This is a genomic window from Piscinibacter gummiphilus (assembly GCF_002116905.1).
GTDB classification, from domain to species: Bacteria; Pseudomonadota; Gammaproteobacteria; order Burkholderiales; family Burkholderiaceae_C; genus Rhizobacter; species Rhizobacter gummiphilus.
The window spans coordinates 498,970-523,075 of record NZ_CP015118.1 but is presented as its reverse complement, the minus strand read 5'-3'; the positions used below and the strand labels follow the sequence as shown (position 1 = coordinate 523,075).

General features: G+C 69.3%; 22 protein-coding genes. 14 read left to right on the top strand and 8 right to left on the bottom strand.

What is annotated here, in order from left to right; all coding sequences use genetic code 11:
- The first annotated feature begins 135 nt into the window (after window positions 1–135).
- From A4W93_RS02260 to A4W93_RS02240, 5 genes are all read left to right on the top strand, one after another.
- Complete coding sequence (locus tag A4W93_RS02260; protein WP_085749073.1) at window positions 136–1,149, top strand: porin; 1,014 nt, start codon at window positions 136–138, stop codon at window positions 1,147–1,149.
- A gap of 104 nt (window positions 1,150–1,253) precedes the next feature.
- Entirely contained in the window at window positions 1,254–1,973 is a 720-nt protein-coding gene (ypfH, locus tag A4W93_RS02255) for an esterase (protein WP_085749072.1), read from the top strand.
- 78 nt (window positions 1,974–2,051) lie between these two features.
- Window positions 2,052–3,503: a DHA2 family efflux MFS transporter permease subunit gene (locus A4W93_RS02250; RefSeq protein WP_407081702.1), complete on the top strand. Its 1,452-nt coding sequence runs from the start codon at window positions 2,052–2,054 to the stop codon at window positions 3,501–3,503.
- Complete coding sequence (locus A4W93_RS02245) at window positions 3,500–4,726, top strand: NAD(P)/FAD-dependent oxidoreductase (RefSeq protein WP_085749070.1); 1,227 nt, start codon at window positions 3,500–3,502, stop codon at window positions 4,724–4,726. The genes A4W93_RS02250 and A4W93_RS02245 overlap by 4 nt, the downstream gene beginning before the upstream one ends.
- 7 nt (window positions 4,727–4,733) lie before the next feature.
- Window positions 4,734–5,489 (top strand): class II glutamine amidotransferase, encoded by a 756-nt coding sequence (locus A4W93_RS02240; protein ID WP_085749069.1) that lies wholly within the window; start codon window positions 4,734–4,736, stop codon window positions 5,487–5,489.
- A gap of 47 nt (window positions 5,490–5,536) precedes the next feature.
- Here the strand turns inward: A4W93_RS02240 and aceB are convergent, their stop codons facing one another.
- A complete protein-coding gene (gene aceB / locus A4W93_RS02235) occupies window positions 5,537–7,117 on the bottom strand; it encodes a malate synthase A (RefSeq protein WP_085749068.1) in 1,581 nt (526 codons plus the stop codon).
- 146 nt (window positions 7,118–7,263) lie between these two features.
- On the opposite strand from aceB, the gene A4W93_RS02230 reads away from it, so the two are divergent.
- The gene (locus A4W93_RS02230; RefSeq protein ID WP_085749067.1) at window positions 7,264–8,178 is read left to right on the top strand and encodes a LysR family transcriptional regulator; all 915 of its coding nucleotides are present in this window, start codon (window positions 7,264–7,266) and stop codon (window positions 8,176–8,178) included.
- Between the two features lie 82 nt (window positions 8,179–8,260).
- Here the strand turns inward: A4W93_RS02230 and A4W93_RS02225 are convergent, their stop codons facing one another.
- The gene (locus tag A4W93_RS02225; protein ID WP_085749066.1) at window positions 8,261–8,620 is read right to left on the bottom strand and encodes a hypothetical protein; all 360 of its coding nucleotides are present in this window, start codon (window positions 8,618–8,620) and stop codon (window positions 8,261–8,263) included.
- A 110-nt stretch (window positions 8,621–8,730) separates the two neighbouring features.
- Window positions 8,731–10,092: a serine/threonine-protein kinase gene (locus A4W93_RS02220; RefSeq protein ID WP_085749065.1), complete on the bottom strand. Its 1,362-nt coding sequence runs from the start codon at window positions 10,090–10,092 to the stop codon at window positions 8,731–8,733.
- A gap of 138 nt (window positions 10,093–10,230) precedes the next feature.
- Between A4W93_RS02220 and argS the strand changes: the two genes are divergently transcribed.
- The 8 genes from argS to A4W93_RS02180 all read left to right on the top strand — a co-directional run bounded on the left by argS (window position 10,231) and on the right by A4W93_RS02180 (window position 19,035).
- Window positions 10,231–11,916, top strand: coding sequence for an arginine--tRNA ligase (argS, locus tag A4W93_RS02215; protein ID WP_085749064.1), 1,686 nt, complete (start codon window positions 10,231–10,233; stop codon window positions 11,914–11,916).
- Between the two features lie 10 nt (window positions 11,917–11,926).
- Window positions 11,927–12,556 carry an SPOR domain-containing protein gene (locus A4W93_RS02210; RefSeq protein WP_085749063.1) on the top strand — a complete coding sequence of 210 codons (630 nt, stop codon included), beginning with the start codon at window positions 11,927–11,929 and terminating at the stop codon, window positions 12,554–12,556.
- A 63-nt stretch (window positions 12,557–12,619) separates the two neighbouring features.
- The gene (locus tag A4W93_RS02205; protein ID WP_085749062.1) at window positions 12,620–13,264 is read left to right on the top strand and encodes a thiol:disulfide interchange protein DsbA/DsbL; all 645 of its coding nucleotides are present in this window, start codon (window positions 12,620–12,622) and stop codon (window positions 13,262–13,264) included.
- 157 nt (window positions 13,265–13,421) lie between these two features.
- Window positions 13,422–13,973 carry a lipopolysaccharide transport periplasmic protein LptA gene (lptA, locus tag A4W93_RS02200; protein ID WP_157782104.1) on the top strand — a complete coding sequence of 184 codons (552 nt, stop codon included), beginning with the start codon at window positions 13,422–13,424 and terminating at the stop codon, window positions 13,971–13,973.
- A complete protein-coding gene (gene lptB, locus A4W93_RS02195; RefSeq protein WP_085749060.1) occupies window positions 13,970–14,722 on the top strand; it encodes an LPS export ABC transporter ATP-binding protein in 753 nt (250 codons plus the stop codon). The genes lptA and lptB overlap by 4 nt, the downstream gene beginning before the upstream one ends.
- Window positions 14,723–14,800: 78 nt before the next feature.
- Window positions 14,801–16,330 carry an RNA polymerase factor sigma-54 gene (locus A4W93_RS02190; RefSeq protein WP_085749059.1) on the top strand — a complete coding sequence of 510 codons (1,530 nt, stop codon included), beginning with the start codon at window positions 14,801–14,803 and terminating at the stop codon, window positions 16,328–16,330.
- 82 nt (window positions 16,331–16,412) lie between these two features.
- Window positions 16,413–17,729, top strand: coding sequence for a GNAT family N-acetyltransferase (locus tag A4W93_RS02185; protein WP_157782103.1), 1,317 nt, complete (start codon window positions 16,413–16,415; stop codon window positions 17,727–17,729).
- A 40-nt stretch (window positions 17,730–17,769) separates the two neighbouring features.
- Window positions 17,770–19,035, top strand: coding sequence for a THUMP domain-containing class I SAM-dependent RNA methyltransferase (locus A4W93_RS02180; protein ID WP_085749057.1), 1,266 nt, complete (start codon window positions 17,770–17,772; stop codon window positions 19,033–19,035).
- On the opposite strand, the gene A4W93_RS02175 is transcribed toward A4W93_RS02180, so the two are convergent.
- From A4W93_RS02175 to A4W93_RS02155, 5 genes are all read right to left on the bottom strand, one after another.
- Window positions 18,999–20,387, bottom strand: coding sequence for a sensor histidine kinase (locus A4W93_RS02175; protein WP_085749056.1), 1,389 nt, complete (start codon window positions 20,385–20,387; stop codon window positions 18,999–19,001). The two genes, A4W93_RS02180 and A4W93_RS02175, sit on opposite strands and share 37 nt — an antisense overlap.
- A 27-nt stretch (window positions 20,388–20,414) precedes the next feature.
- On the bottom strand, window positions 20,415–21,137 hold the full coding sequence (locus A4W93_RS02170) for a 16S rRNA (uracil(1498)-N(3))-methyltransferase (RefSeq protein WP_085749055.1): 723 nt from the start codon (window positions 21,135–21,137) through the stop codon (window positions 20,415–20,417).
- Between the two features lie 41 nt (window positions 21,138–21,178).
- Complete coding sequence (locus tag A4W93_RS02165; RefSeq protein WP_237357666.1) at window positions 21,179–21,685, bottom strand: hypothetical protein; 507 nt, start codon at window positions 21,683–21,685, stop codon at window positions 21,179–21,181.
- Window positions 21,686–21,714: 29 nt separating this feature from the next.
- On the bottom strand, window positions 21,715–22,188 hold the full coding sequence (locus A4W93_RS02160; RefSeq protein WP_085749054.1) for a hypothetical protein: 474 nt from the start codon (window positions 22,186–22,188) through the stop codon (window positions 21,715–21,717).
- Between the two features lie 190 nt (window positions 22,189–22,378).
- Window positions 22,379–24,052 (bottom strand): long-chain-fatty-acid--CoA ligase, encoded by a 1,674-nt coding sequence (locus A4W93_RS02155; protein WP_085749053.1) that lies wholly within the window; start codon window positions 24,050–24,052, stop codon window positions 22,379–22,381.
- Window positions 24,053–24,106: the final 54 nt, after the last annotated feature.

The window sequence follows — 24,106 nt, the reverse complement described above, 5'->3', positions numbered from 1 at the left end:
ATTCTCAGGCCAACGCACTCTCTCCAAAGCGTGATGCGCGGCACGAAAACAACGACTGTGACAATCGGGTACGCACCTTGCATACAAGTGCTCGCGATCTTCGCGCCCACCTCAAAACATCTTTTGGAGTCTTTCATGAGCCGTTCCCTCCGCGCCGTTGCCTTCGCTGCGGCCACCCTGTGCGCCAGCGCCGGCGCGTTCGCCCAATCCAGCGTCACCCTGTACGGCCTGATGGACGCCGGCGTGCGGTCGTACCAGACCGCGGGCACGGACAAGAACAAGGAAGTGTCGAGCGGCGACATGACCACCAGCTTCCTCGGCTTCAAGGGTGCCGAGGACCTGGGTGGCGGCCTGAGCGCCATCTTCACGTTCGAGCACTTCTTCCGCCCCGACGTGGGCCAGGCCGGCCGCTTCAACGGCGATGGCTTCTGGACGCGCAGCGCCTACGTGGGCCTCAAGAGCGAGTACGGCGCCGTCACGTTCGGCCGCAACACCACGCCGTTCTTCGTGTCGACGCTGGTCTTCAACGCGTTCGGCGATTCGTTCAGCTACTCGCCGAGCATCCTGCACTACTTCCAGGCCGGCGGCGCGCTGGTGGGCGACTCCGGCTGGAGCAACTCGGTGGCCTACAAGAGCCCGAGCTTCGGCGGCGCAAGCGTGAACCTGCTGGCCAACCTCGATGAAAACGGCGCGGGCCAGAAGGGCAACAACTTCGGCGGCAACGTGTTGTACTTCAGCGGCATGTTCTCGGGCACGGTCGCCTACCAGAACGTCAAGAACGCCACCGGTGGCCTGGCCGCGGGCCTGGACAACCAGGAATCGTGGCAGCTCGGCGGCGCGGCCGACTTCAAGGTCGTGAAGGTCTTCGCCCAGTACGGGCAGGTCAAGAACGAAGGCGTGGCCGAACTGAAGAACAAGATCTTCCAGGTCGGCGCGAGCGCGCCGATCGGCAACGGCAAGGTGCTGTTCGCCTACGGCCAGGCCGAGGCGGAGACCGCCGCCACCGAAGTGACCCGCAAGACGACCTCGGTCGGCTACGACTACAACCTGTCGAAGCGCACCGACGTCTACGCCGTCTACATGAACGACAAGAAGACCAATCTGAGCAGCGGCAACAGCTACGGTGCCGGCATCCGCCTCACCTACTGAACAGGCTCCGGGGAAACCTCGTCTTGAACGGCGCCTTCGGGCGCCGTTTTTTTGCGCCCGCCGGGCTTCACGGGCACACTGTCGATTTGCCCGGTCCCCTGTTCATGAGCGCCACCGTCGAGATCCTGCCCGAGTCGGGCCACCCCCAGTTGCTGTTCGTGCTGTTCCACGGCGTGGGCCTGAATGCGGACGCGATGAAACCGCTGGCCGAGCAGCTCGCCGCCGAATACCCGCAGGCCGCCGTCGTCAGTGTCAACGCGCCGCGGGCCTACGAGGGCCCCACCTCCGGCAGCGCCGGCTACCAGTGGTTCTCCCCGCAGGGCCTCACCGACGACCTGCGCCGTGAGCGGGTCGCCAGCGCCCTCCCCGAGTTCACTGCCGTGGTGCGTTCGCTCACGCGCCGCTTCGGGCTGCCCTGGCAGCACACCGCGCTCGCCGGCTTCTCGCAGGGCGCCATCATGTGCCTCGAGGCCGTGCAGGCCGAACCGCACCTCGCCGGTCGTGTGCTCGCGTTCAGCGGGCGCCATGCCACGCCGCCCGCCCACGCACCGGAAGACACCACCATCCACCTGTTCCACGGCATGACCGACCAGGTCATCTCCCCGGGCCCGGTCATCGACTCCGCGGAACGCCTCGTGGCGCTCGGCGGCGACGTCACGGCCGACGTGCTGCCGGGCGTGGGGCACGAACTGCACCCGCGACTCCTCGACAAGGCCATCGAGCAGCTGCGCACCTTCATCCCGAAGAAGGTGTGGCGCGAGGCCATGAGCGAGGCACCGCTGGTGCCGCGGCAGGCGTCCAGCACCGAACTGGGCGACGACTGAACCCCGAGCTGGTGAAACATTTCACGCCAGGGCGGAGGTGACAGCGCCCTGGCCCTGGTGGCGGGTACGATGTCCCGCGTGATCGACCACCCCTTCTCCCCCGAAGCCCTCCAGGCGCGCCACGGCACCGGGTACCGCTGGCGCGTGCTGCTCACGGTGATGCTCGGCACCATGGCCTCGATCATGGCGTCCACCATCGTCAACGTGGCGGTGCCCGACATGAGCCACGTGTTCACGCTGGGCCAGGAACGGGCGCAGTGGCTGTCGGCGGGCTTCATGGCGGCCATGACCATCTCGATGCTGCTCACGCCGTGGCTGCTCGAGCGCTTCGGCTACCGGCACACCTACGGCGGCGCCATCGCGCTGCTGGCGCTCGGGGGCATCGGCGGCGGGGTCGGCTGGAACATCGACTGGGTGCTCGCGATGCGGGCCGTCGAAGGGCTCGCCGCCGGCGTGCTGCAGCCCATCCCGGCCATCATCGTGCTGCAGACCTTCGGCCGCCACGAGCAGGGCAAGGCGATGGGCATCTTCGGCTTCGGCGTGGTGCTGGCGCCGGCCATCGGGCCCAGCATCGGCGGCGTGCTGGTCGAGGCCTTCGGCTGGCGCTCGATCTTCTTCGTCGTGGTGCCGTTCTGCGTGGCCGCCTTCGCCCTCGGCTGGCGCTACCTGCCCCATTCGTCGCCGGGCGGCGCGCCCGTGAACCACCACCGCCGCCAGCTCGACGTGCCGGGCCTGCTGCTGCTCACCGCCGCGGTGCTGTGCCTGCTGAACGGCCTCGTGCACCTGCACGACCAGGCCCATGCGCTCGCCATCGGTCTGCTGCTGGCGTCGGCCGTCGCCACGTTCGGCTTCATCACGCGCCAGCGCCGTGCCGCCCACCCGATGATGCAGCTGAGCCTGTTCGGCAACCACACGTTCTCGTGGGGCGGGGTCGTGGCCTTCATCTACGGCATGGCGCTGTTCGGGTCCACGTACCTCGTGCCGGTGTTCATGCAGCTCGCGCTGAAGCTGCCGCCGTCGCAGGCCGGCGCCGTGCTGCTGCCCGCGGGCATCGCGCTCGCGGTCACCATCCCCGTGGCCGGCCGCCTGGCCGACCGGCTGGCCTTCCACCGCACGCTGTCGGCCGGGGTGCTGCTGCTCGCGGTGTCGTTCTGGCTGATGCTGTCGGTGGGGCTGACCACCGCGCTCGGGATCATCACGCTGTGGGCCATCGTCGGACGCATCGGCCTCGGGCTCGTGCTGCCCTCGCTGAACCTCGGCGCGGTGCGTTCACTGCCGATGGCGCTGCTGCCCTACGGCGCGAGCGGCATCAACTTCCTGCGGCAGCTGGGGGGTGCCGTGGGCGTGAGCGTGGTGGGCATCGTGCTGCAGTGGCGCCTGGTCGTGCACGCCGCCGATCCGGTGCGGGCCTTCCACGAGACCTTTTTCCTGCTGGGCGCCATCTGTGCCGCGGCGGTGGTCGCCGCGTGGCGGATGAAACCGGAAGAGGCCGACAAACCCGCCGGTCCCGGCGACAATCCGGGGCCATGAACCTCTCCATCGAGCACCTCCCACCCTCCTGCGACGTCCTGGTCGTGGGCGCAGGACCGGCCGGCAGCGCCACCGCCATCCAGCTGGCCCGGGGCGGCCTCGACGTCGTGCTGGTCGACCAGCACACGTTCCCGCGCGACAAGGTGTGCGGCGACGCGCTGATCCCCGACGCCCACACCGCGCTCAAGCGCCTGGGCATGCTGCGCGCCGTGATGGCCCGCGCGCACCGGGTCGCCCACGTGGGCTGCGTGGCGCCGCGGGGCGGCCGGGTGGACGTGCCGGGCACCCTCGCGGTGCTGCCGCGCCGCGAACTCGACGACCTGCTGTGCCGTGCCGCAGTGCTGTCGGGCGCCCGCATGATCGCGCCGGCGCGGTTCGTCGAACCGCTCCTCGAATCGGAACGCATCGTGGGCGCGCGGCTGCGCGGCGCGCAGGCGGTGCGCGACGTGCGTGCGCGCTGGGTCGTGCTCGCCACCGGGGCGGTGCCGCAGGCCCTGCTCGCCGCGGGCGTCTGCGAGCGCCAGCTGCCGAGCGGCGTCGCGCTGCGCGGGTACGTTCGCAACCCCGCCATGACGGGCCGCATCGACGCGCTCGACATCGTGTGGCACCGCGGGCTGCGGCCGGGCTACGGCTGGATCTTCCCGTGCGGCGACGGGCTCTTCAACATCGGCGTCGGCATCGCCCACAGCCACCGCCAGCTGCAGGACGGTGGCAAGCGCAAGAAGGACGACGCCAACCTCCGCGAGATCTTCGACACCTTCAAGAGGATCTACGGCCCCGCCCGCGACCTGATGACCGGCGGCACGATGGAAGGCGAACTCAAGGGCGCCCCGCTGCGCTGCACGCTCGAAGGCGCCGCGTGGTCGAAGCCCGGGCTGCTCGTGACCGGCGAGGCCGTGGGCAGCACCTACTCGTTCACGGGCGAAGGCATCGGCAAGGCCATGGAAACCGGCATGCTGTGCGCCGAGGCGATCCTCGGCGGCGGCGACGACGAGATGACCCGCAGCGACTACGAGAACGGCCTGCGCCGGCTGAAGCCACGCTTCGACCTCTACGAACGTGCCAACCAGGTGAACGCGCACCCCTGGCTCGCCGACCTGCTCGTGTGGCGGGCCCGCCGCAGCCCGCGCATCCTCGAACGCATGAGCGGCGTGCTGGAGGAAACCAGCAACCCGGGCAACCTCGTCAGCGTGCGCGGCGTGGCCCGGCTCTTCACGAGGTGACGCGCCCATGTGCCAGCTGCTCGGCATGAACGCCAACACGGCCACCGACCTGGTGTTCAGCTTCACCGGGTTCGCGCGGCGGGCCGAGGAACACAAGGACGGCTTCGGCATCGCCTTCTTCGAGGGGGCCGGCGTGCGCCTGTTCGTCGACGCGCAGAGCGCGAGCACATCACCGGTGGCGCAGATGGTGCGCAGCTACCCCATCCGCAGCAGCCACATCGTGGCGCACATCCGCAAGGCCACGCAGGGCGCCGTGCTGCTCGAGAACACGCACCCGTTCGTGCGCGAGCTGTGGGGCCGCTACTGGGTGTTCGCCCACAACGGCAACCTCGTCGACTTCCACCCGCGCCTGCACGCGGCCTTCCGCCCGGTGGGCTCCACCGACAGCGAGCGCGCGTTCTGCTGGCTGATGCAGGAACTCGCGAAGGCGCACGCGAGCGTGCCGTCGGTGGCCGAACTCACCACCACGCTCGCCGAACTCGCGCCCATCGCCGCAAGACACGGCACCTTCAACTTCATGCTGAGCAACGGGCAGGCGCTCTGGGCGCACTGCTCCACCCACCTGCACTACGTCGAGCGCCAGCACCCGTTCGGCCGCGCGAAGCTGCAGGACGAGGACATGAGCATCGACTTCGCCACGGTGACCACGCCCGACGACCGCGTCGCCATCGTCGTCACCGAACCGCTCACGCAGGACGAGCCGTGGACGGCGATGAAGCCGGGCGAGCTCAAGGTGTTCGTGGACGGCAAGGCGGTCCGGTAGTGAAAACGGCGCCCCGCGGGGCGCCGTTTTCGTTCAGCAGGTCTCGATCAGATCTCTTCGTAGAGCGGCAGCGTCAGGAATTCCTCGAACGCGTCCTGCGTGCTCATCGTGGTGAAGATCTCGGCGGCACGGTCGAACTTGCCCTCGAAGCCACCGGCCTTGATCTTGGCGAGTTCTTCCGGCACCAGCGAACGCACGAGGTCGGCCGTGACCTTGCGGCCGTCTTCCAGCACACCCTTCGGCGAGCGGATCCACTGCCACACCTGCGAGCGGCTGATCTCGGCCGTGGCCGCGTCTTCCATCAGGTTGTGGATCGGCACGCAGCCGTTGCCGGCCAGCCAGGCGCCGAGGTAGTGAATGCCCACGTTGATGTTCATGCGCAGGCCGAACTCGGTGATGGGCGTTTCCGGCTGGAAGTTCGTCAGGTCGGCGGCGGTGACCGACACGTCCGGACGCTGCTTGTCGAACTGGTTCGGGCGGTCGCCCAGCACGGCCACGAATTCCTTCATCGCCGGCTCGACCAGGCCCGGGTGGGCCACCCAGCCGCCGTCGTAGCCGTCGGTGGCGTCACGCTTCTTGTCCGCGATGATGCCCGCCATGGCGACGGCGTTCTTCTCGGGGTCGTTCTTGATCGGGATCAGTGCGCTCATGCCGCCCATCGCGGGGGCGCCGCGCTTGTGGCAGGTCTGCAGCAGCAGCAGCGCGTAGGCGCGCATGAACGGCGAGGTCATCGTGACCTTGGCGCGGTCGGCGAGGCAGAAGTCGCGGTCGACCTTGAACTTCTTGATGCAGCTGAAGATGTAGTCCCAGCGGCCGGCGTTCAGGCCGGCGCTGTGCTCGCGCAGCTCGTACAGGATCTCGTCCATCTCGAAGGCCGCGTTGATCGTCTCGATCAGCACGGTGGCCTTGACGGTGCCCTGGGGCAGGCCGATCTCCTTCTGGGCTGCGACGAAGATGTCGTTCCACAGGCGTGCCTCGAGGTGGCTTTCCATCTTCGGCAGGTAGAAGAACGGGCCGGCGCCGCGGGCGATCTGCTCCTTGGCGTTGTGGAAGAGGAACAGCGCGAAGTCGAAGATGCCGCCGCTCACGCGCTGGCCGTCGATGGTCACGTGCTTCTCGTCGAGGTGCCAGCCGCGCGGGCGCACCTGCAGCGTGGCGATCTTGTCGTTGAGCTTGTAGGTCTTGCCGTTCTGCTCGAGGGTCAGCGTGCGGCGGATGGCCTGGCCCAGGTTGATCTGGCCCTGGATCTGGTTCGTCCACAGCGGGGAGTTGCTGTCCTCGAAGTCGGTCATGTAGCTGTCCGCGCCCGAGTTGAACGCGTTGATGACCATCTTCGCGTCGACGGGGCCGGTGATCTCCACGCGGCGGCAGTGCAGCGCCTGCGGGATCGGGGCCACCTTCCAGTCGCCGTTGCGGATGTGGGCGGTCTCGGCCAGGAAGTCGAGCTTCGCGCCGCCGTCCAGCTCCTTGACCCGCTCGACCCGCTTCGCGAGCAGCGCCTGGCGCGTGGGCTCGAACTGGCGGTGCAGCTTCGCGACCAGCTCCAGGGCCGGCAGCGTCAGGATGGATTCGAAGCCGGGCAGGATCGGGGCGTTGATCTGCATGCCTTGGGGCAGGGAGAGGCTCATGGTGCGGTCTTTCTGCGAAGGTGGGAGAGACGGGACGGAACGGGCGCTGCGGCGCAGCATTCCATGACTCTATTCGAGACGCGCACTTTCATTAAGCGCTTGAAAAGTCTTTGATTTGTGACTTTCATGAATATAGTGGAGGGGCCATGGACAAGTTCAAGCAGTTGGAATCGTTCGTTTCGGTGGCCGCCCGGGGCAGCCTGACCGCCGCGGCGCAGGCCGAGGGGGTGGCGCCGGCGGTCATGGGGCGCCGCATCGACGCGCTCGAGGAACGCCTCGGCGTGAAACTGTTCGTGCGCACCACCCGGCGCATCAGCCTGACCCACGAGGGCAGCGCCTTCCTCGAAAGCTGCCAGCGGCTGCTGGCCGACCTGGCCAGCGCGGAGTCGGGCGTCAGCGCCGGCGGCGTGCGGGCCAGCGGCCACCTGCGGGTCACGGCCCCGGCCGGCTTCGGGCGGCGGCACGTGGCACCGCTCGTGCCCCGCTACCTGGCGGCGCACCCGGAGGTGAAGGTGTCGCTGAACCTGAGCGACCGGGTGGTCGACATCGTCCACGAGGGCGTGGACTGCGCCGTGCGCGTGGGCGACCTGCCCGACAGCAGCCTCGTGAGCGTGCGGCTCGCCGACAACCGCCGGCTGTGCGTGGCGTCACCGGCGTACCTGGAGCGCATGGGGGCGCCGGCCCACCCGGACGAACTGGCCCGGCACGAATGCCTGACGCTCTCCAGCGACGCCAGCCAGACCCGCGGCTGGGCCTTCTCGATCGACGGCGCGGTGACCCACCTGCGCCTGAACGGCCGCCTCGACTGCAGCGACGGCCAGGTGCTGCACGACTGGTGCCTCGCGGGGCTCGGGCTCGCGTGGCGGTCGACGTGGGAAGTGCAGAACGACCTGCGGCACGGGCGCCTGGTCAGCGTGCTGGACGACTTCGCGGCGCCGCCGAACGGCGTCTATGCGGTGTTCCCGCATGCGAAGCACATGCCGCTGCGAGTGCGGCTGTGGATCGACTTTCTCAAGCAGACCTACAGCGACGAGCACTACTGGCGGCCGCCGGAGTCCTGAAGGGTGTCATCCCGACGAACGTCGGGATCCACTGCCCGCAGTGGGCCCCGGCGTCCGCCGGGGCGACCCCGTGGCATGGGTGTCAGGCACCCGCGTCGGCCACGCACTTCTTGACGAAGCTGTTCTTTGCAGCCCCCGCCAGCTTCTTCTCGGCGGCCTGCGCGTCGCAACTGGCCTTCGCCGTCGTGCCCTTCGCATCCTTCTCGCACTTGGTCACGAAGCTGGTCTTCGCCGCCCCGGCGAGCTTCTTGTCGGTGGCCCGGGCCTCGCACGACGCGGCATCGGTCGGCGGATTGTCCTTCTCGCACTTCTTGACGAAGCTGGTGCGGGCGGCACCGGCGAGCTTCTTGGCATCGGCCTGCGAGTCGCACGAATCGGCGGCGAAGGCGGAAGTGGAGAACACGGCCGCAACCACGGCCAGCACAGTCATCAGGCGTTTCATCGGGTCAGCTCCTTGGAAGACGGGCGGCGCCCGCGGTCGCAGTATGCGCCCGGCTCATGCCACCCGGATGACCCAACGCAACCGACCGTCGCGCGGTGGACACAGCAGGGTCAGAGGATGCGCCGCGGATGCGCCAGCGCCTCGTGCGCGGCATGCAGCCGTCGCACCAGCACGCGGATGAACGCCTCGTCGAACAGGTGCCGGCAGTTGGGGCTGACCTGGGCGAGGGTGTCGGGCGTGAAGCTGATGGTGGTGGTGGACTCGGTGACGATGACGTCGGTGCTGTGCGTGCGCAGGTCGTCGCTCGGCGCGAGGTAGGCCATCTCGCCCACCGACGTGCCGGCGCCCAGCTGGGCCACCCGCTGCCCGTCGCGGAACACCTCGACCTCGCCCTGCGCGATGATGTGGAAGCTGCCGCCCTCCTCACCCTTGCGGTACAGCGCATGGCCGAACGCGAAGCGCTGCCAGCGGGCGCGGTGCACCACTTCCCACAGCTCGACGTCGCCGAAGTTCGAGAAGAAGTCGAGCGTTCGCAACAGGTTGAAACGTTCCGAGTCGAGCACGCCCTGCAGCTGCCCGCGCGGCACCTGCTGGGTGGTGATGAGACCGGACAGGGCCTGGGCGAAGGCGTCCCAGCTCGCGTAGCGGTCTTCCGGGCGCTTGGCCACCGCGCTCAGGATCACGCTGTCGACCCCCGGGCCCACGCCCGAGCGCAGCTGGCTCAGGAAGACCGGCTCGGCGGTGTAGATCTGGTTCATCATGGCCGACTGCGAGCTCGCGTCGAACAGCGGCCGCCCGGCGATCAGGTGGTACAGCACCGCGCCGAGGGAGTAGATGTCGGCCCGGCAGTCGAGGGTGTTGCCGTCGAGCTGCTCGGGCGACATGTAGGCGAGCGAGCCCACGCGGTACACCTGCGTGGTCTCGGCCGACATGTTGAGCACGCTGCCGAAGTCGCTCACCTTCACGTCGGTGATGTTGCCGTTGCTGATGACGGCCAGCAGATTCGCGGGCTTCACGTCGCGGTGGATGAGGCCCTGGCGGTACACGTAGCCGAGGGCCATGGCGCACTTGAAGCCGATCTCGACGATGAGCTCGAGCGGCAGCAGCTGGTCGGCGCGGCAGTAGCGGCGCAGCGTGCTGCCGGGCACGTACTCCATGACGAGGTAGGGTTCGACGGGGTCGGCGACCGCGTCGTAGATCTGCACCACGTTCGGGTGGTTGAGGCGGCCCACGAGGGCGGCCTCGGCGGCGAAGAAGCGCTCGAAGAAGCGGCCGTCGCTCGGGTCGTTGACGGAGCCGGCCCGCACCCGCTTGATGGCGACGTCGCGCTGGTGGAACTCGTCGCGGGCGAGGAACACCTCGCTGGTGGCGCCGTCGCCCAGCCGCCCGATGACCGGGTACTTGCCGATCTGCGCGGGCAGCGGCAGCTGGCTCGTGGTGGGGCTGAAATCGGCGGAGTTCGGTATGGACATCGTCGGGGGGCCGGGCCGAGGGAGGTCCGGGACGTACATCTTGGCACCGTCCGAAAAGCCCCGCATGCCAAATTACACACGTTTCAACCGCCAGTTCCCGAGACGGAACGGTCCGGAACGGCCACTTAGAATCCCGGAATGATCCAAGCCAAACAGGAATTGCTGCACGCGCTGGCCGCCGCCACCGCGGAAGTCAGCCCCGGCAGCACGGTGCGCGCCGCCTTCGAGCTGCCGAAGCAGGTCGCCCACGGCGACTTCGCCATCACGTCGGCCATGCAGCTGGCCAAGCCGCTGAAGAAGAACCCGCGCGAGGTGGCCCAGGCCCTGGTCGACGCGCTGCACCGCCAGCCGGCCATCGGCCGCTGGGTCGACACCCTCGAGATCGCCGGCCCCGGCTTCATCAACCTGCGCCTGAAGGCCGCCGCCAAGCAGGCCGTCGTCGCCGAGGTGCTGGCCGCCGCCGACACCTTCGGTCGCCAGCCCGCCACCGACCAGCGCGCCATCGTCGAGTTCGTCTCGGCCAACCCCACGGGGCCGCTGCACGTGGGCCACGCCCGCCAGGGCGCCCTGGGCGACGCCATCTGCAACCTGTTCGAGAGCCAGGGCTGGACGGTCAACCGCGAGTTCTACTACAACGACGCCGGCGTGCAGATCGCCACGCTCGCCGCGTCCACGCAGGCGCGCCTGAAGGGCCTCAAGCCTGGCGACGCCGGCTGGCCCGAGTCGGCCTACAACGGCGACTACATCGCCGACATCGCCGCCGACTTCCTCGCGAAGAAGACCGTCAAGGCCGACGACCGCGAGTTCACGGCGTCGGGCGACATCGACGACCTCGACGGCATCCGCCAGTTCGCCGTCGCGTACCTGCGCCACGAGCAGGACCTGGACCTGCAGGCCTTCTCCGTCCGCTTCGACAACTACTTCCTCGAATCGAGCCTCTACACGAGCGGCGCGGTGGAAGCCACCGTCGCCGGCCTCGTGGCCGCCGGCAAGACCTTCGAGCAGGACGGGGCCCTCTGGCTGCGCACCACCGACTACGGCGACGACAAGGACCGCGTGATGCGCAAGTCCGACGGCACGTACACGTACTTCGTGCCCGACGTCGCGTACCACCTGAACAAGTTCTCGCGCGGCTACACGAAGGCCATCAACCTGCAGGGCACCGACCACCACGGCACCATCGCCCGCGTGCGCGCCGGCCTGCAGGGCTCGAACCAGGGCGTGCCGCAGGGCTACCCCGACTACGTGCTCAACACCATGGTGCGCGTGGTGCGCGACGGCGCCGAGGTCAAGATCAGCAAACGCGCCGGCAGCTACATCACGCTGCGCGACCTGATCGACTGGACCAGCAAGGACGCCGTCCGCTTCTTCCTGATCAGCCGCAAGGCCGACACGGAATTCACGTTCGACATCGACCTGGCCCTCAAGACGAACGACGAGAACCCGGTGTTCTACGTGCAGTACGCCCACGCGCGCCTGAGCAAGGTGCTGCGCGACTGGGTGGCCGACCACGGCGGCGACCTCGCCGCGCTGAAGGACGCCGACCTCTCGCGCCTGTCGGCCCCGAGCGAGGCCACCCTGCTGCTGAAGCTGGCCGAGTACCCGGACATGCTGGCGAGCGCGGCTGAATCGCTCGCGCCGCACGACGTGGCGTTCTACCTGCGCGAGGTGGCCAGCACGTTCCACAGCTACTATGCCGCCGAACGCTTTTTTGCCGACGACCCGGAACTGACCCGCTCGCGCATGGCCCTGCTGGCCGCCACCCGGCAGGTGCTGCGCAACGCGCTCGCGATGATCGGCGTGAGCGCCCCCGACTCGATGTGATGGAGAACGAATGAAGAACCAACGTGGTGGCTTTTTCCTGGGCCTGATCGTCGGCCTGCTGGTCGGCCTGTCGCTCGCCCTCGGCGTCGCGCTCTACATCGCCAAGGTGCCGGTGCCGTTCGTCAACAAGGTGCCGCAGCGCAGCGCCGAGCAGGACGCGGCCGAGGCCGAGAAGAACAAGAACTGGGACCCGAACAGCGGCCTGTCCACGCGCGCCCCGGCGCGGCCGTCGGCCTCGTCGAGCGGCGTCGTGCCGCCGCTGCCCTCGATCGTGCCGTCCGCGCCGGTGGCCGTGCCCCCGGCGAGCGCCCCGCAGTCCACGCGCGACCCGGCCGCCATCCTGGACGGCAAGCCGGCGACGCCGGCCGCAGCGGCCTCGTCCACCAAATCGCCCTCCGATCCGTTGATCACGTACTTCGTCCAGGCCGGCGCGTTCGGCAAGGCGGAGGATGCCGAAGCGCAACGGGGCAAACTCGCGATGCTCGGCATGACGGCCCGCGTCACCGAACGCGAACAGTCCGGCCGCACGGTGTTCCGCGTGCGCCTCGGCCCGTTCGAGAAGAAGGAAGACGCGGTGTCGGCGAAGGAACGCCTTGACGGCGCCGGGGTGGAATCGGCGCTGATCCAGGTCCAGCGGTAATCACGGGCTGAACTTTTCGAGGCCCGATTCACTCCACACCCCGTACCCTGTTTGGACTCGAACATGAAACGTCGCGATTTTTCCGCCCGCCTCGCCGGCCTCGGCCTGGGCTCCACCGTGCTCGCCACGCCGCTGCTGGCTCAGGCGCAGGCCCAGATCAAGGACTCGGACTACGTCAAGCTGAGCCAGCCCCTGTCCGTCGAGAAGGGCAAGATCGAGGTGCTGGAGTTCTTCTGGTACGGTTGCCCCCACTGCTTCGCCTTCGAGCCGTCGCTGGACGCCTGGCAGAAGAAGCTGCCCGCCGACGTGGCCTTCCGCCGCGTGCCGGTGGCCTTCCGCGAGAGCTTCTCCATCCACCAGCGCCTGTTCTACGCCATCGAGGCGATGGGCAAGGTCGAGGAACTTCACCGCAAGGTGTTCCAGGCCATCCACGTCGAACGCCAGAAGCTCGACAAGGAAGAGGATATCCTCGCGTTCGTGCAGAAGAACGGCGTGGACCCGGTGAAGTTCAAGGAGGTGTTCACCTCCTTCACCGTCGCCACGAAGGCCAAGCAGGCCACCCGCCTGGTCGATGCCTACAAGATCGACGGCGTGCCGGCCCTGGGCATCCACGGCCGCTTCTTCACCTCGGGCCAGCTGGCGGGTTCCCCCGACCGGGCCCTGGTGGTGGCCGAGGCGCTGGTCGACCGCGTCCGCAAGGGGGGTTGATCCCCCGGTGCGCCACCCCGGCGCACTTTTAGTTCGAAGCGGCATGCAACTTGTGGCTAAAATGGTCTGCAAGTTTCATGCCGTTATGACTTCATCCTCTTACAAACTCCTGCTCGCCACCGCTGCCTCGCTGGTCCTGGCTGGAGCGGCTTCGCCCGTGTTCGCCGAAAAGGCCGATCGCCTGAAGAAGATGGAGATCACGGCCGACCAGCCGGGCAAGGTGGACATCCAGAAGAAGATCGTCACCTTCAATGGCAACGTCGTGGTCACCCAGGGCACGATGTCCATCAAGGCCGACAGCATCGAGGTCCGCGAGGACGCCGACGGCTACCAGTCCGGCGTCGCCATCGGCGGGCCGGAAGGCCTTTCCCGCTTCCGCCAGAAGCGCGACGGGGTCAACGAATGGGTCGAGGGCCAGGCCCGTCGCATCGAGTTCAGCGGCCGCGGCAACACGCTCAAGCTGATCAACGATGCCAGCGCCCGCCGGCTCAACGGCACCGAGGTGGCCGACCAGGCCTCCGGCGCCCTGATCGTCTACGACAACGCCTTCGAGACCTTCACGGTCTCGGGCGGCGAGAAGGCCGTCACCCCCGAGAACCCGAAGGGCCGCGTCACCGTGGTGATCGCCCCGCGCAAGGGCACGAAGGCGGCCGCCGAGGCCGACGCCGCGGAAGCGGCGTCCCAGTCCGCCTCGGGGAGCTCGCGATGACCGCCACCTCCCAGAGCCTGGTGGCCAACGGCCTCCAGAAGACCTACGGCGCGCGCAAGGTCGTGAAGGACGTGCGCCTGTCGGTGCACGGCGGAGAGGTCGTGGGCCTGCTGGGCCCGAACGGCGCCGGCAAGACCACCAGCTTCTACATGATCGTGGGCCTCGTGCGGGCCGATGCCGGCGAGATCACGCTGGCCGGCCAGCGTGTCGAGCGCCTGCCCATCCACCAGCGCTCGCGCCTCGGCCTCAGCTACCTGCCGCAGGAAGCATCGATCTTCCGCAAGCTCACCGTCGAGGAGAACATCCGCGCGGTGCTCGAGCTGCAGACCAGCCCCGACGGCAAGCCGCTGCCGAACAAGCGCATCGACGAACTGCTCGACGGCCTGCTGAACGACCTCAGCATCGAGAAGCTGCGCGACAGCCCCGCCCCGGCGCTGTCGGGCGGCGAACGCCGCCGGGTCGAGATCGCGCGCGCACTCGCCACGCAGCCCCGCTTCATCCTGCTCGACGAACCGTTCGCCGGCGTGGACCCCATCGCCGTGATCGAGATCCAGCGCATCATCAGTTTCCTCAAGGCCCGCGGCATCGGTGTGCTGATCACCGACCACAACGTGCGCGAGACGCTGGGCATCTGCGACCGCGCCTACATCATCAGCGAGGGCCGGGTGCTGGCCGAAGGCACGCCCGGCGAGATCGTCGAGAACGCCGATGTCCGGAAGGTCTACCTCGGCGAACACTTCCGCATGTGAGCGCGGCATGAGCAGCACCGCAGTCCCCTTCCGCTTCGCCGGCGCCGTCCGGCCCGTGGCTTCCACAGGGAGCCCGGCATGAAACCGTCCCTGCAGGTCCGCCTGTCGCAGCACCTGGCGCTGACGCCGCAGCTGCAGCAGTCCATCCGCCTGCTGCAGCTCTCCACGCTCGAGCTGCACCAGGAAGTCGAGCAGATGCTCGAGCAGAACCCGTTCCTCGACGTCGAGGAGGATTCGAGCACGCCGTTCGAGCCGCTCGCCGAACGCACGTCCGCCGCCGAACGCACCGCCGAACGCGAGGTGGACCGCGCCACCGAGTCCCCGGCCTCCGATGCGTCCGACGACACCGCCGGTGTCGACAGCGCCGAGTTCGGCACCACCGAACGGGACGACTGGGAAAACGGCACCGAACGCGACGACTTCGACGGCATCCGCGAGACCCCGGGCTCCGGCAGCTCGTCGTCGAACGACAACGACGACTTCGAGCCGCAGGACCGCAACCCCGTCGGCCCGAGCCTGCAGGACCACCTGCGCGACCAGCTGCTCGGCATGCGCCTGAGCGCGGAGGACGCGGCGGCCGTGCACGTGCTGATCGAGTCCCTCAACGACGACGGCTACCTCGACGACCCGCTGGAGGACATCGCCGCCCAGCTGGCCGACAACGAGGAAGACCGCGAGACGCTGCTCGAGCGGCTGCAGGTCGCGCTGAAGTGGCTGCAGAACATGGAGCCGCTCGGCGTGGGCGCGAGCAACCTCGGCGAGTGCCTGGCCATCCAGCTGCGCGCGCAGGAGCGCTGCGAGGCGCAGACCATCGCCATCATCATCTGCAAGCAGCACCTCGAGCTGCTGGCCAAGCGCGACATGAAGAAGCTCGTCGCGGCCACCGGGGCCGACGAGGAGCTGATCAAGGAGGCGCAGTCGCTCATCGTCGCGCTCGAACCCAAGCCGGGCCGGCGCTTCGCGCGCGCCGAGGCGAACATCATCGTGCCCGACGTGATCGTGCAGAAGTCCGGCCGCAACTGGAAGGTCGTGCTGAACCCGGACGTGATGCCCAAGCTGCGCATCAACGACCTGTACGCCCAGGCCATCCGCCAGACGCGTGGTGCGGCCGGCAGCGGCGCGGGTGCCGCGCTCAGCTCGCGGCTGCAGGAAGCGCGCTGGTTCATGAAGAACATCCAGCAGCGCTTCGACACCATCCAGCGGGTGTCGCAGGCCATCGTCGAACGCCAGAAGAGCTTCTTCACGCACGGCGAGATCGCGATGAAGCCGCTCGTGCTGCGCGAGATCGCCGACGAGCTGGGCCTGCACGAGTCCACCATCTCGCGCGTGACCACCGCGAAGTACATGGCCACGATGTTCGGTACCTTCGAGCTGAAGTACTTCTTCGGCTCGTCGCTGAACACCGAGGCCGGCGGCAACGCGTCCAGCACCGCGGTGCGCGCGCTGATCAAGCAGCTGGTGGCCGCGGAAGACCCCAACAAGCCGCTGTCGGACAGCCAGCTGAGCCGCATGCTCGAGGAGCAGGGCATCCAGGTGGCGCGCCGCACGGTCGCGAAGTACCGCGAGGCGCTGCGCATCGCGCCGGCCAACCTGCGCAAGGACATGTAGGGGGATCACCCCCATCGGTGGGCCTCGCGGCGGGGGCAGCGCGCGGTAGATTGCCGCATCGCCACTGCCGATGCCCCACCGCATGCCCACCGCCCCGCGCAAGACGCCGAAGCCCGCCCTCAAGACCCGGTTGAACGCCCTCAACGAGTCGCTGCGGCGCACCGGCAACACGCTGAAGAAGCTCAAGCCCACGATCGAGAGCGTCGACACGATCAAGCGGCGCCGTGTCGCCCGGCGGCAGGCCTCGGGCCTCCACTTCGTGCTGGCCGACCGCATCGACCTGTTGAACCCGGAACTATGGGACCGCTTGGCCGGCGCCAGCGTGTTCCTCTCGCGCGACTACCTCCGCGTGCTGGAGGCCCACGGCCCCGACAACGTGCAGCCGCGCTACGCGATGGCCTGCGACGCCGACGGCCAGCCCGTCGCCGTGATGCTGTTCCAGCGCGTACGCATCACCGGCGACCGCCTGCGCAAGCCCGGCCCGCGCAAGCTGATCGACACGCCGCTCAAGCAGCTCGACGAACACCTGCTCGTGTGCGGCAACCTGCTGGTGTGGGGCGCCCGCGCCTTCGCGTTCGTGCCCGGCACCGACCCCGCACTCGTCTGGCACGGCGTGGGCGAGGCCATGTACCGGCTGCGGCGCGCCGACAAGCTCCATGGCGAGTCGGACCTGGCCATGGTCAAGGACTTCGCCGCGGGCGACGACACCGCGAAGGACTCGCTGCGCCTGCTGGGCTACCGCTCCGTCGAGACCGACCCCGACATGGTGCTCACGCTGAAGCCCTCGTGGAAGACCTGGGACGACTACCTCGCGAGCCTCACGTCCGGCTACCGCAGCGCGGCCAAGCGCCTCGAGAAGGACTGCACCGCCGCGGGCATCGTGCTTCGCACGGTGACGGCCGCCGAGATGGCCGAGCGCCGGCACGACCTCCACGACCTGTACCACCAGGTGCACCAGGCCCAGGGCCTGCGCCTGGCCTCCCTCGCCGAGGGCTACCTGCCGGCGATGGCCGAGGCGCTGGGCGCCGGGCGTTTCATCTGCCGCGTCGCCGAACGCGATGGACGCTGGATCGGGTTCGTGACCACGGTGCTCGACGGGGACACCGCCGTCGGCTACTACGTGGGCTACGACCGCCCCGCGAACGCCGACGCGCCGATCTACCTCGCACTGCTGCAGTCGACCATCGCCGACGCCATCGGCTTCGGCGCGGCACGCCTGTCGCTCGGCCGCACCGCCCTCGAACCGAAGGCCAAGATGGGGTGCAAGCCGGAGCCGCTCGCCTGCGCGGTGCGCCACCGGGTGTCCGCCCTCAACTGGATCACGACGGCGCTGACCCGCACCGCGTCGCACGACGAAGCCCCGGAGCGCAGCCCCTTCAAGCAGTCGGAGCCGGCCTGAACCAGCGACAATGGGCGGTCAGTCCCCACCGATCGCCCCCATGGCCCTGCCCCTCTTCCTCCCCTGCGCCGCCGGCGTCGAACCGCTGCTCGAAGAGGAGATCCAGCGCATCCTGCCCAGCAAGATCCTGTACCCCACGCGGGGCGGGGTCGGGCTCGATGGCGGCCCCATCGAGGTGATGAAGCTCAACCTGCACAGCCGCCTGGCCATGCGGGTGCTGGCCGAGGTGGCCGAGGGGCCGTACCAGAACGAGAACGACCTGTACCGCCTCGCCCGGTCGGTCGACTGGTTGCAGTGGATCACGCCGCAGCACACGCTGCGGGTGGACACCACCGCCACCCACAGCCCGCTCAAGAGCCTGAACTTCGCCGCGCTGCGCATCAAGGACGGCGTGTGCGACGTGATGCGCGAGGCCACCGGCGAGCGCCCGAGCGTCGACATCCGCCACCCCGACCTGCCGCTGCACCTGCACGTGGGCACCGAACGCGCCTCGCTGTACGTCGACACGTCCGGCGAGTCGCTCTTCAAGCGCGGCTGGCGCGAGGACAAGGGCGATGCCCCGCTGAAGGAAACGCTGGCCGCCGCGATGCTCGCCGCCGCCGGCTGGCGCGGCACGCCGGAGGCGGGCGGCGCGCTGCACGACCCCACCTGCGGCTCCGGCACCATCGCCATCGAGGCCGCGCAGATCGCCTGCGGCATCGCCCCCGGGCTCAAGCGCCGCTTCGCGTTCGAACGCCTGCTGCCGTTCACCGACGACGACTCGCGTGCCGAGTGGCAGCGCCAGAAGAGCCACGCGCAGGCCCGCATCCACCCGAGCGCCGTGCCCATCTACGCGAGCGACGTGTCGTTCCGCATGGTCGACTTCGCCCGCCGCAACGCCGAACGCGCCGGCGTGGCCGATGCCATCCAGTTCAACGGCGGCGACGCGCTGGAGCGCCCGGCACCCGACCTGCCCGAGGGCCTGCCCGGCACGCTGATGATCAACCCGCCCTACGGCGAGCGCATCGAGGTGGCCGGCAAGGCCGCACGGCCGTCGGCAGAAGACCGCGACACGCCCGACGACTTCTTCCCGCGCCTGTCGGCCCACTGGAAACGCGCCTACACGAAACACCCGGCCGGCTGGACCGCCTGGGTGCTGAGCCCGGACATGAAACTCGCCGGCAGCATGCGCCTGAAGGAGTCTCGCCGGGTGCCGATGTGGAACGGCCCCATCGAGTGCCGCCTCTACCGCTTCGACCTGGTCGCCGGGTCGAACCGGGCGCCCACGGGTCAGGACACCGCCAGCCGCGGTCCCAGCCAGAAGTAGAACGCGGCGCCACCGCCCGGCCCGGACCGGGCCCACACGCGGCCGCCGTGGCGTTCCACCACGCGCTTGACGATGCTCAGGCCCACGCCGTGGCCGTCGAAGGACGTGGCGTGCAGCTGCTGGAACGGCTCGAACAGGCGCTCGGCCGACGCGGGGTCGAAGCCGATGCCGTTGTCCCGCACGAACATCACGTGACCGCCCCCTTCCGGGTAGGCGCCCACGTCCACCTGCGGCGCGCCCGCGTCCCGCGAAAACTTCAACGCGTTGCCGATGAGGTTCACGTAGACCTGCCGAATCAGGCCCGGGTCGGCCTCCACCGTGGGCAGCGGCGCCACGTGCACGGGCAGCGGCTGGGCGTCCGGGTCGGCCAGGCGCAGGTGGGCCAGCGTCTCCTCGACCACGTCGTTCAGCGGCACCGGGCGGGGCGACAACTCGGAATCGTTCACCCGCGCCAGCGCCAGCAGCGAGGCCACCAGGTCGGCCGACGATTCGGCCTGCTGCGTGATGGATGGCAGCAGGCGCCGCGCGGTGGCCGTGTCACCGGCCTCCAGCGCCTCGCTGGCCAGGCGCGACACCCCGGCGATGCCGCCGAGCGGACCGCGCAGGTCGTGCGAGATGCTGCGGTTGAAGCTCTCGAGCGCGGCCACCATCTCGTGCAGCTCGGCCGTGCGCTGCAGCACGCGCTGCTCCAGCGCCTCGTTGAAGCGGCGCAGGGCCTCCTCGGCATCCCGGCGGCGATGGAGTTCGTCGCGCGCCTGCTGCTGCGCGCGCAGCAGCCCGGTGGTGAGCACCGTCATGCCCATCATCGTGGTGGGCACGGCCGCGGCGTACCGCAGCAGCGCCATGTCGAAGAGCCCCAGCGCCGCCGCGCCGATCACGGCGGGGTAGCTGATCAGCGCGAGGAACACGAGGCCGTGGCCACGGCCTCGCTCCTGCCACCGCGCCCGGAGGGCGAGCGCCGCCTGCGCCACCAGGAACATCGAGAGCACGCCGAACCCCACGATGCGCGTGATCTGGCGCGAGAAGATGAGCCCGATCAGCAGCACGCCAAGCGCCACTGAGAGCACGCGCAGCACCCACGCCGCGCGGCCGGTCACCTGCACGTAGTCGATCATGCCCAGGGTCAACGCGACGGCCGTGGCGACCGAAATGAACGCCGACAGCGGCTGCGACAGCCCGTTGCGCGGGCGCAGCTGCGCATCGAAGCCGTACAGCACCGCCAGCATCAGGAAGGCCAGGCCGAAGATCAGCGACCAGCGCAACCGCTGCGCACGCCACACGACGCCATAGAGCACGGCCAGCGCACCGCTCGCGAGCGCTGCGCAGAGTCCGTAGATGTCGAAGGCGTGCATGGGAGAGGCGCCGTGCACTCGCGGGGGTCAGGCCGTGAGGCCGCCCAGGCTCCAGATGGCCAGCGCCGCGAGTGGCGCGGTGTCGGCCCGCAGGACGCGGGGGCCGAGGCTCGCGGGTTCGAAGCCCGCGCCCCGTGCGGCCTGCTCCTCGGCGGGCGACAGGCCGCCCTCGGGGCCGCTCAGCGCCACGACCGCACCCGCGGGCACGGCTGGCAGCGGCGGTGACTCGGACGTGCTCAGCACGACGCGGCGAGCGTCCGCCGGCACCGCCTCGCGCAGCCACGCGGCGAGCGTGCGCACCGGCTCGATCACCGGCACGCGCGTGCGCCCGCTCTGCTCGCACGCGGACACCGCCACGGCCTGCCAGTGTTCGCGCTTCTTCTCGGCCCGCTCGCCCGACAGGCGCAGCACCGAACGTTCGCACATCAGCGGCTGGATGCGGGCGACACCGAGTTCGGTGGCCTTCTCGACGAGGTCGTCCATGCGTTCGTTGGCGGGCATGCCCACGGCGAGCGTGACGGCCAGCGCCAGCTCGGGGTCGCGGGCCTCGAAGGCGCCGATGGTGACGTCGACCACCTTGCGGCCCATCTCGGCGATCTCGGCCTGCCAGTCGCCCCCGGATCCGTCGAACAGCGTGACCGGATCGCCCGGCTGCAACCGCAGCACCTGGGCATGGCGCGACGCACCGGGCGGGAGGGACAGCGAGGCCCCAGCGGCGAGCGGCAGGTCGACGAAAAAGCGAGGGGGCATGGGATCGAGCGCAAACGCAGGAGCAAGGCCCACAGTGTGCCTCAGCCGTTCCCGTGGTGGCGCAGCCGGCGCCACCGCGCCCGCACGCGCCGTGCGAACCTGCGCGCGGCCCGCCAGGGGGCGGAGTGTTTCACCCACGCCACCACGCGGGCCTTGGTGTTCCGCCACCACGTCCAGGCGGCCGCGAACCACGGGAAGGTCATCAGCTGCAACTGCAGCAGCAGGAACAGCCGGCCGACGATCGCGGTGCCCACCAGCTTGGCGAGCACGATCACGGTGACCCCGAGCGCCGTCTGGCCCACGTGGATCAACCACAGCGCCACGAGCTTGAGCGGGAACAGGGCGACCGCGGGCACGACGAACAGCACCAGCGCCACACGAGGACTCACGCGGCGCACGAGGGCCTCGAGCCGCGCGAACGGCGGCCAGCGCCCGAGGCGGGCCGCCAGCGCGGTCAGCGGGCGCCACCCCCATTCCTCGATGAACAGCACGGCGGCTGCCAGGACCAGCAGCAGCCCGCGCAACGCACGAAGGAGGAGGCGCAGCAACGGAAACGGTGGGGTGGCGGAGGCGGCGGTCAGCCGCCGTAGAGCTTGCGGCGCGCCTTGTCGGCCGCATCCTCGCCCTTGCGCTCGAGGATCTGCTTGAGCACCCGTTCACCCACGTCGCGCAGCTCGTCGGGGGTGCCGGCCTTCTCCACCGCCAGCGTCAGCGTGAAGCCACGCAGGCCGAGTTCCGACGAAATCAGCTGGGTGAGGGTCTGGGTGAAGTTGGCGTAGTCGGTGGGCTCGGCCGGCGCGGCCGCGGCCGCGGCGGGCGCGGGCGCCGCGGCCTTCGAACCGGACGAGGCCGAGCCGCCCACCGGGGCGATGAGCCCCAGCGCGGCCAGCGCGTCGAAGTCCGCCTTGGAGACCCCGGCGATGCTGCCCAGCAGCATCTCCTGGCTCTTCACGCCATCGATCAGCAGCAGCAGGTTGCGCTGCGTGCGCTCTTTCACCAGCGCGCGGGACTGCATTTCCACGCGGCCTGCATCGGTCTTGGACCAGATCATTCCGAACGACTCCCAATCGAACGCGATGCCTTCGCAGGCGGGTACGACCCTGCGGGCACTGCTGTCATCATGGCCTGGGATACAGGCCGCGTTTCCGCGTCGGGTATGGCGGCCGCCGACCCCGCGGAAGGGGCCGGGCGGCTCGTCTCGGTACTTCTTGTAGTTGTGGATCTACGCTGGCGTGTGCGACTCAGACCTTGTCGCGCAGTTCCCGCCGCAGGATCTTGCCCACCGGAGTCTTGGGCAGATCCGTGCGGAATTCCACCACTTTCGGACGCTTGTAGCCGGTCATGTTGGTCTCGCAATACGCCTTGACGTCGGCTTCGGTGATGGCGGGGTTGCTGCGCACGATGACCAGCTTGACCGCTTCGCCGGCCTTCGCGTCGGGAATGCCCACGGCCGCGCACTCGAGGATGCCCGGCATCTGTGTCACCACGTCTTCCACCTCGTTCGGGTACACGTTGAAGCCGCTGACCAGGATCATGTCCTTCTTGCGGTCGACGATCTTGAAGTGGCCGTTGGCGTCCACGGTGGCGATGTCGCCGGTGCGGAAGAAGCCGTCGGCGGTCATCACCTTGGCGGTCTCGTCGGGGCGCTGCCAGTAGCCGGCCATCACCTGCGGGCCCTTCACGGCCAGCTCGCCCGGGGTGCCCACGGGCACCTCGTTGCCGTCGTCGTCGAGCAGGCGGATGTCGGTGTCGGGCAGCGGGAAGCCGATGTCGCCGCTGTAGGCGGTGCTGTCGACCGGGTTGCAGCTCACCGTGGGCGAGGTCTCCGACAGGCCGTAGCCCTCGACGATCGGGCAGCCGGTCTTCTCGAGCCACAGCTTCGCGGTGGCGCTCTGCACGGCCATGCCGCCGCCCACCGAGATCACGAGGTGGCTCCAGTCCACCGTGTTGAACTGCGGGTGGTTGGCCATCGCGCCGAACAGCGTGTTGACGGCCGGGAAGCTGTGGAACTTGATGCCCTTGAGCTCCTTGAACACCGCCGGCAGGTCGCGCGGGTTGGGGATCAGCACGTTGCAGTTGCCGGTGCGCATGCCCAGCATCACGCTCGCGGTGAAACCGAAGATGTGATAGATCGGCAGCGCGCAGACGGCCACCACCTGCTCGCCGGCCGGCACCTTCTTCAGCGCGGGCTGGTACCAGGCTTCCGACTGCAGCGTGTTGGCCACGAGGTTGCGGTGCAGCAGCACGGCGCCCTTGCTGACGCCGGTGGTGCCGCCGGTGTACTGCAGCACGGCGATGTCGTCCGGCCCCACGGTGGGCGGGCGCAGCGTGCCGTTGCGGCCCTGGGCCACCGCGTCCTTGAACGTGACGTGGCCGGGCAGGTCCCACGCCGGCACCATCTTCTTCACGTTGCGCACGACGTAGTTGACGATGAGGGACATCGGGAAACCGAGCATGTCGCCCATGGACGCCACGATGACCTTCTTGGTCGGCACGGCCGAGGCCACCTGCTGCAGCGTGGCCGCGAAGTTCTCGAGGATCACGATGCCCTTGGCGCCCGAGTCCTTGAGCTGGTGCTCGAGTTCACGCGGCGTGTAGAGCGGGTTCACGTTCACGAGCACGCAGCCCGCGCGCAGGATGCCGGCCAGCGCCACCGGGTACTGGGGCACGTTGGGCATCATCACGGCGACGCGGTCGCCCTTCACGAACCCCTGCGACTGCAGGTACGCGGCGAACGCGCGCGACTGGTCGTCCACCGTGGCGTAGCCGATCGACTTGCGCATGAAGCGGTAGGCCGTGCGGTCGCGGTACTTCTTGAAACTCTCGTCGAGCAGCTGGACGAGCGAACTGTATTGACCGGCGTCGATGTGCTGCACCACTCCCGCGGGATAGTGCTTCAACCAGGTCTTTTCCATTGGGTGCCCCTTAGCAATATTTCTTCACGTGATTCTGGTCAGAAACCCGCACGT